General features: G+C 59.3%; 5 protein-coding genes. 3 read left to right on the top strand and 2 right to left on the bottom strand.

Annotated features, from left to right (window positions below; genetic code table 11):
- Positions 1-144: 144 nt before the first annotated feature.
- From DBR16_RS07095 to DBR16_RS07085, 3 genes are read left to right on the top strand one after another with little or no spacing between them, the layout of a single operon-like run.
- On the top strand, positions 145-1,317 hold the full coding sequence (locus DBR16_RS07095; protein ID WP_109260538.1) for an isovaleryl-CoA dehydrogenase: 1,173 nt from the start codon (positions 145-147) through the stop codon (positions 1,315-1,317).
- 43 nt (positions 1,318-1,360) lie between these two features.
- Positions 1,361-1,729 (top strand): VOC family protein, encoded by a 369-nt coding sequence (locus DBR16_RS07090; RefSeq protein WP_109260537.1) that lies wholly within the window; start codon positions 1,361-1,363, stop codon positions 1,727-1,729.
- A gap of 54 nt (positions 1,730-1,783) precedes the next feature.
- The gene (locus DBR16_RS07085) at positions 1,784-2,503 is read left to right on the top strand and encodes a flavodoxin family protein (protein WP_109260536.1); all 720 of its coding nucleotides are present in this window, start codon (positions 1,784-1,786) and stop codon (positions 2,501-2,503) included.
- On the opposite strand, the gene DBR16_RS07080 is transcribed toward DBR16_RS07085, so the two are convergent.
- Both DBR16_RS07080 and DBR16_RS07075 read right to left on the bottom strand, forming a co-directional pair.
- On the bottom strand, positions 2,504-4,234 hold the full coding sequence (locus tag DBR16_RS07080; protein WP_109260535.1) for a patatin-like phospholipase family protein: 1,731 nt from the start codon (positions 4,232-4,234) through the stop codon (positions 2,504-2,506).
- A gap of 48 nt (positions 4,235-4,282) precedes the next feature.
- Complete coding sequence (locus tag DBR16_RS07075) at positions 4,283-5,899, bottom strand: hypothetical protein (protein ID WP_109260534.1); 1,617 nt, start codon at positions 5,897-5,899, stop codon at positions 4,283-4,285.
- Positions 5,900-6,000 lie beyond the last annotated feature (101 nt).

The raw sequence follows: 6,000 nt of genomic DNA, 5'->3' as shown, positions 1-6,000 counted from the left end.
ATCCAGCCTGTTTTTCGGACTTTCGGCGGTCGTGGCGGGCTTCATTTTTGCTGCAGGTGCAGCGATCTGGCTGTTCGGCTCGAAGAAGAAATAGAACACCACCTTTGCTTGACCTGACCGGGGGTTTGAGCCAAATCCCCGTTCATGATCCCGAACCAGTATCCTTCCATGAATTTCGACCTTGGCGACACGGCCGAAATGATCCGCGACACTGTCCGCAGCTTTGCATCGGATGAGTTGGCACCGCGTGCGGCCGAAATTGATGCCACGGACACCTTCCCCGCAGACATGTGGATGAAGATGGGCGAGCTCGGCCTGCTGGGTATCACGGTCGAGGAAGAATGGGGCGGTTCCGGCCTCGGCTATGTCGAACACTGCATCGCCATGGAGGAAATCTCCCGCGCATCGGCGTCTGTCGGCCTGTCCTATGGTGCGCATTCCAATTTGTGTGTGAACCAGGTGCGCCGCTGGGCGAATGACACGCAGAAAGCGAAATATCTGCCCAAGCTGGTCTCCGGTGAACATGTGGGCGCTCTGGCGATGTCGGAGCCGGGTGCCGGATCGGATGTGGTCGGCATGCGGCTGAAGGCCGAGAAGCGGGGCGATCACTACCTTCTCAACGGCTCGAAGATGTGGATCACAAACGGGCCGTCGGCCGATGTGATCGTGGTCTATGCCAAGACCGATCCGGGCGCCAATTCGCGCGGAATTACCGCCTTCCTGATCGAGAAGGGGATGAAAGGCTTTTCCATAGCGCAAAAGCTGGACAAGCTGGGCATGCGCGGTTCGGAAACAGGCGAGCTGGTGTTTGAAGACTGCGAAGTGCCGGAAGAAAACATCATGGGGCCGCTCAATGGCGGCGTAAATGTGCTGATGAGCGGTCTGGACTATGAGCGCGCCGTTCTGGCGGCCGGACCCATTGGCATCATGCAGGCCTGCATGGACGTCGTGCTGCCCTATGTGCACGAGCGCAAGCAGTTTGATCGCGAAATCGGATCCTTCCAGCTGGTGCAAGGCAAGCTGGCCGACATGTATGTGCGCATGAATGCGTCACGTGCTTATGTCTATGAAGTCGCGAAGATATGTGACCGCGGCGAGAAAGCCCGCAAGGATGCCGCTGGTGCCATTCTGTTTGCCGCCGAAGCGGCGACGCAGACAGCACTGGATGCGATCCAGCTTCTGGGCGGGAATGGCTATATCAACGAATATCCGACGGGCCGCTTGCTGCGCGATGCCAAACTCTACGAGATCGGAGCCGGAACGAGCGAGATCCGCCGCTGGCTGATCGGGCGCGAATTGTTCGAGGAAAGTGCCTAGCGCCTGCTAACAGTGCTATTCTCCTGTAAAACGGGGACAAAAAATGGCGAAGATTACCGGACTGGGTGGAATCTTCCACGTCGTGAAGGACCCGGCAGCGACGCGCGCCTGGTACCAGGAATACCTGGGTCTTGGCGGCGACCATGGTCTCACGCTGCACTGGTCAGAAGAGCGCGGAGAAGCGCCCTACAGCCTGATCGGCCCGTTCTCTTCAAGCGATTATTTCAAGCCCAGCGACAAGGAGTTCATGATCAATCTGCGTGTCGACAACCTAGATGAGTTCATCGGACAACTGACAGCCAAGGGGCTGGCAATCCTTGGTGTTTCGGATGAAGGCTATGGCAAATTTGCGTGGATCATGGATTGCGACGGCGTGAAAATCGAGCTCTGGGAACAGGTTGAAGCGCCTTGAAACAGTGAGTTTATCGGCGTCACATAATATCCTGATACTGAAAGGACCATTGTTTTGGCGGACTATTCCGGATTGAAGGCACTTTTCGTCGGCTGCACACTGAAAAAGTCGCCCGAGGCATCCCATACAGAAATCCTGATGGCCAATGCCCGGGCTATCATGGACAAGCAGGGCGTCTCGACAGATTTGATCCGCCTTGTCGATCATGATGTCGCCTTTGGCGTTTATCCCGACATGACCAAGCAGGGCTGGGATCGCGATGATTGGCCCAAGCTCTGGAAGCGTGTAAGTGCTGCGGACATCCTCGTCGTCGGCACGCCGATCTGGCTGGGCGAGGAGAGCTCGGTTTGCCGGATGCTGATCGAGCGCCTCTACGCCCATTCCGGCGAGACCAATGACAAGGGGCAGTATGTTTTTTACGGCAAGGCCGGCGGATGCGTCGTGACCGGCAATGAGGACGGCATCAAGCACGTCTCCATGAGTGTGCTCTATGCGCTCCAGCATATTGGCTACACCATCCCGCCCCAGGCCGATTGCGGCTGGATCGGAGAGGCCGGGCCGGGGCCGAGCTATGGCGATGAAAAGGCTGAAGGCGAAGGCCATGTCGGCTTCGACAATGAATTCACCAAGCGTAACACCACGGTCATGGCGTGGAATCTGATGCACATGGCCTCAATTCTGAAGCAGGCTGGCGGCCTGCCGGCGACCGGTAATTCGCGCACCGCCTGGGACGATGGCGCCCGTTTCGATCATCCCAATCCGGAATACCGCTGATCAGAGTCCGAAGGCGTCGCTTTCGTCGCGGCTGAGTTCGGACATGGCAAACTCAGCGGCGCGGCGGCCGGAATCGATGGTTTCCTCGAAGCGTTTCCATTGCCGCAGATCGGTATCCGTATCGGGCAGAACCAGCAGATCCACGGCTTCGCGGAAGGCCTGATGCTGACCTACCATGACGCCGGCGGTTGCCGAGCGCATCAGCAATGAGGCGATCGGTGGCAATTCGTTGAAGCCGTTTTTCCGGACCCATCCAAAAAATCCGGGCGGGTCCCGGAAGTCATCCGGATTGACACCGCGCGCGCGCGTTACGTCACTGCCCGCGCTCACGCCGCGATGAAAGGCTTTCATCTGCTCGGATGGAAAATTGGTGAAAACTGCACCGTCCACCAGTACATTCTCGCCATCAATCACCGGCGGCAGAATGCCGGGTATGGCGATCGTGGCTCTCAGCGCATCACGCAATCGCCCGCGCCGATGGACGAAAGGCCGGCCATTCGACAGATTCGAGGAAACGCAGAAAAAAGGCCGTGGCAGGTCTGATATTTCAATATTGCCGAAATGCTCTTCCAGCCGTTCATCAACCCGGTTGCCGCGCGCCAGCGAGATCACCGGTAATTGCCAGTCGCCCAACGGGTTGGACGAGACAAAAGCGTCCCGCACCCGGTCGACCAGCTCTTCCTGACTCCATTCCAGCGCCACACCAGCCGCAATAATGGCCCCCATCGAGGCGCCGCCGATGAAGTCGAATTGCATGCCGGCATTCCGGAAGGCCTCGACGGCACCGATATGGGCATAGGCCCGGGCACCACCGCCCGACAGGACGAGGCCGACAGAGCGGCCCGCCAATGTCCGGGCGAGGCGGGCCAGATCGTCATTGCGTTCCTGCCGCCAGTGAAAAACGCGGGCGGCTTCGGCCGCATCGGCCCAATCCTGGGGACGAGAGGCCGGACTTTTCCCGCCATCATGCACGAGCACAACATCGAGCAGTTTCAGACGCGCTGCCGGGGAGGGATCGTCCGGCAGCAGCGGAACAGAAGGCCGCGCGTCTCCACGGGCCAGAAGCCAGACCCGGTCAGCACGGCCCATTGCGCGCCTCGCCCAGTTGCTATCGCCCAGCCGTGCTGTCAGCAGCACAACGTGGTGATCGCGTTCATAGGCGTCCAGCTTGGGGCCTTGCCAGTCCGTGGCTTCATCACCAACAATGGCGCAGGTCACGCCGATGCGGGCGAGCCCTGCTTGCAATTCCTTCGCGCGGTATTCGAGATCAATGGTTGGCGAGCACGAGATCAGCGCGAAGACTCTCGGCTCGGAACCGCCGCGCTGGGGCCCGGACCTGAGGCGCCGCAGCATCATCTTGGACAATTCGCGCATCAGGGAAGGGTGCTGATCCGCCATCCGTTCGAAAGACGCGGTTGGCAGGCGCACGATCTCGCTGTCGCGCATCGCGTAGACGCTTGCCGAGTGCGGGCGCTCTTCCAGCATCGACATCTCGCCGACCGGTTCGCCGGCGCGGATATATCCCAGAAGATTGGGACGCCCCATGGCGCCGTCGCGGAAAGCGGCCAGCGCCCCTGACCGCAACAGGTAGAAAGCGTCTGACGGTTCGCCTTCGGCAAAAAGCATCTGTCCGGCCGGCAGGCAGAACCATTCCACCTCGTGCTCGACGGCTTTCAGTGCCGACTTGCCGACATCATCAAAAAAACCGAGGAAGGACAGATTCAAAGGCATACGCCTTTATTACGCCGCGCCTGCCTTGGCACAAGTGGGATGCTCGGATCAGGACTTCACAAGCAGCAGGCTGAATCCCGACCGTTCGGATGGTTCGTCATCCTGAAGGAACATAACCATGCGTCCTCCGGATGGAATCGCACCCGCCGCTGCGACGTCCACTGCGGTAAAGCCATGAAAATTATTGCCATTGAAAGGCGCGCCACAATTGTTCTGACTGGAGAAAGACAGCTGGAGTGAGAACAGGTTCAGCGTCTCATCCGGCTGCGCGAGACCGCCTGAGAACCGGCAACCCGTAAACCCGCCAACTATAAACGCGCCGCTGGTCAAATTGCCCTGCGCGTCGAAAGTCATGTTGCCGACAATCTGATTGCCAGAGACCACCGACCATTGACCGGCCAGACTATCAATAGGTGTTTCGCGCTGATTCATATTGCCCATCCAGACACCGCGCAGCCGTCCGGATTGCGTTATAGTGGAAAACTCGCTTCCATCTGGAAGGTCGCTGCCATTATAGCGGCCATTCGATCCGAGCTCAGGGCTGAGATTGATGGTCCAGTCGACAGTCGAAAGCCCTGCACCGGCACTGAAATGAACAAGCGAAGCGTCACCAAGAATGCGATTGTTCTGAATCGGTGCCGGACTGGTGCCCGACAACCATTCTGAGTGGTTGCCGCCAAATATGCCGCCCCGGCCCCACAAATAGGTACGGCCATCCGGGAAGACTGCCATCAGACCGGTATCCAGCCGCTCCTCGGATCCGCCGCGTGCATTCTGGGGTTCCTGGAAAAACATACCGTAGAGGCCCGCAACCCGGCTGGGCGATGCTGGTGCCGGGCTGGTCAAGGCCGCGCTCGTCAGCCCCACGGGCCGCCCCGTGGAAGTGGCCGTCAAAACCAGACGCACGCGGATGATGTCCGGGTAAAACGGGATGTTGGTTTCAGCATTCCCGCGCGCAAACACGGCAAATGTCCTGACCTCATTGGCACCAAATGTGACGGTCAACGAACTGGCGCGCTGTGTAATGCATTGTGCCGATGCATCTGTCTCGCAGACTTCGAAACTCGCCAATGCCGGGAATGTGCCCAGAGATTGCGGCGCAATCCGGACTTCGCCGGCGACACCGATATTCACCGCTGCGACGGCCATGACACCTGCGCCGCCCGCGCGGTTCAAACGGATGACACCGTCTCCTGACGGCGTCGCACTGATGGCGATGATATCCGGGATCTGTCCGCTGTTTTCGATCGCCAGCGTGCCGCTGAGATAGGGTGTGTATTGCGAGTCGCGCTGATCACAGGTGATGCGTCCGTCCACGAGGTCAGCATAAGGAACCGCCCCGGGTGTGTACGACAGAAGGAATCCTTGCGTGGCGCCAGGTGCAATGTACACCGGCGTGTTCGGTGCGCCCGTCAGCTGGTTCCCCGCATCGACGGTCTGGTAGCTGAAATTGGCCGCAGGAAATGGCCCCGGGACCGGACGGCAATTCGTCAGGGTTTCGCTGCCGGAATTGATGGACGACGCAAAATAGGTGACCGCCGGGCCGTTTATTATGCTTGTCCGCGCTTCAGGTGCGATCGACGTGAAGAGCTGGGCATTGGCCGATGAGGATACACCTGACGCCAGCAATCCGGCTGCTAAAATCGTGCAGAGTGTTCTGATCATGGAAACTTCCTGCAATTGTCTCGGGAGGAGGAGGCCCGTAGCATGATGCATGCCAGCGGCCAACATCAAAGCTGCGCCGTACGAGACAATCAATGCTGCAG

The sequence above is a fragment of the Hyphobacterium indicum genome, from assembly GCF_003129605.1.
GTDB lineage: Bacteria > Pseudomonadota > Alphaproteobacteria > Caulobacterales > Maricaulaceae > Hyphobacterium > Hyphobacterium indicum.
The sequence above is the reverse complement of the archived record's forward strand: the minus strand, read 5'-3'. Positions and strand labels throughout refer to the sequence as shown.

What these genes read in the sequence shown, in the direction of transcription:
- DBR16_RS07095 (WP_109260538.1), top strand. Translation starts at nt 145, where the DNA reads ATGATCCCGAACCAGTATCCTTCCATGAATTTCGACCTTGGCGACACG.
- DBR16_RS07090 (WP_109260537.1), top strand. Translation starts at nt 1,361, where the DNA reads ATGGCGAAGATTACCGGACTGGGTGGAATCTTCCACGTCGTGAAGGAC.
- DBR16_RS07080 (WP_109260535.1), bottom strand. Translation starts at nt 4,234, where the DNA reads ATGCCTTTGAATCTGTCCTTCCTCGGTTTTTTTGATGATGTCGGCAAG.
- DBR16_RS07075 (WP_109260534.1), bottom strand. Translation starts at nt 5,899, where the DNA reads ATGATCAGAACACTCTGCACGATTTTAGCAGCCGGATTGCTGGCGTCA.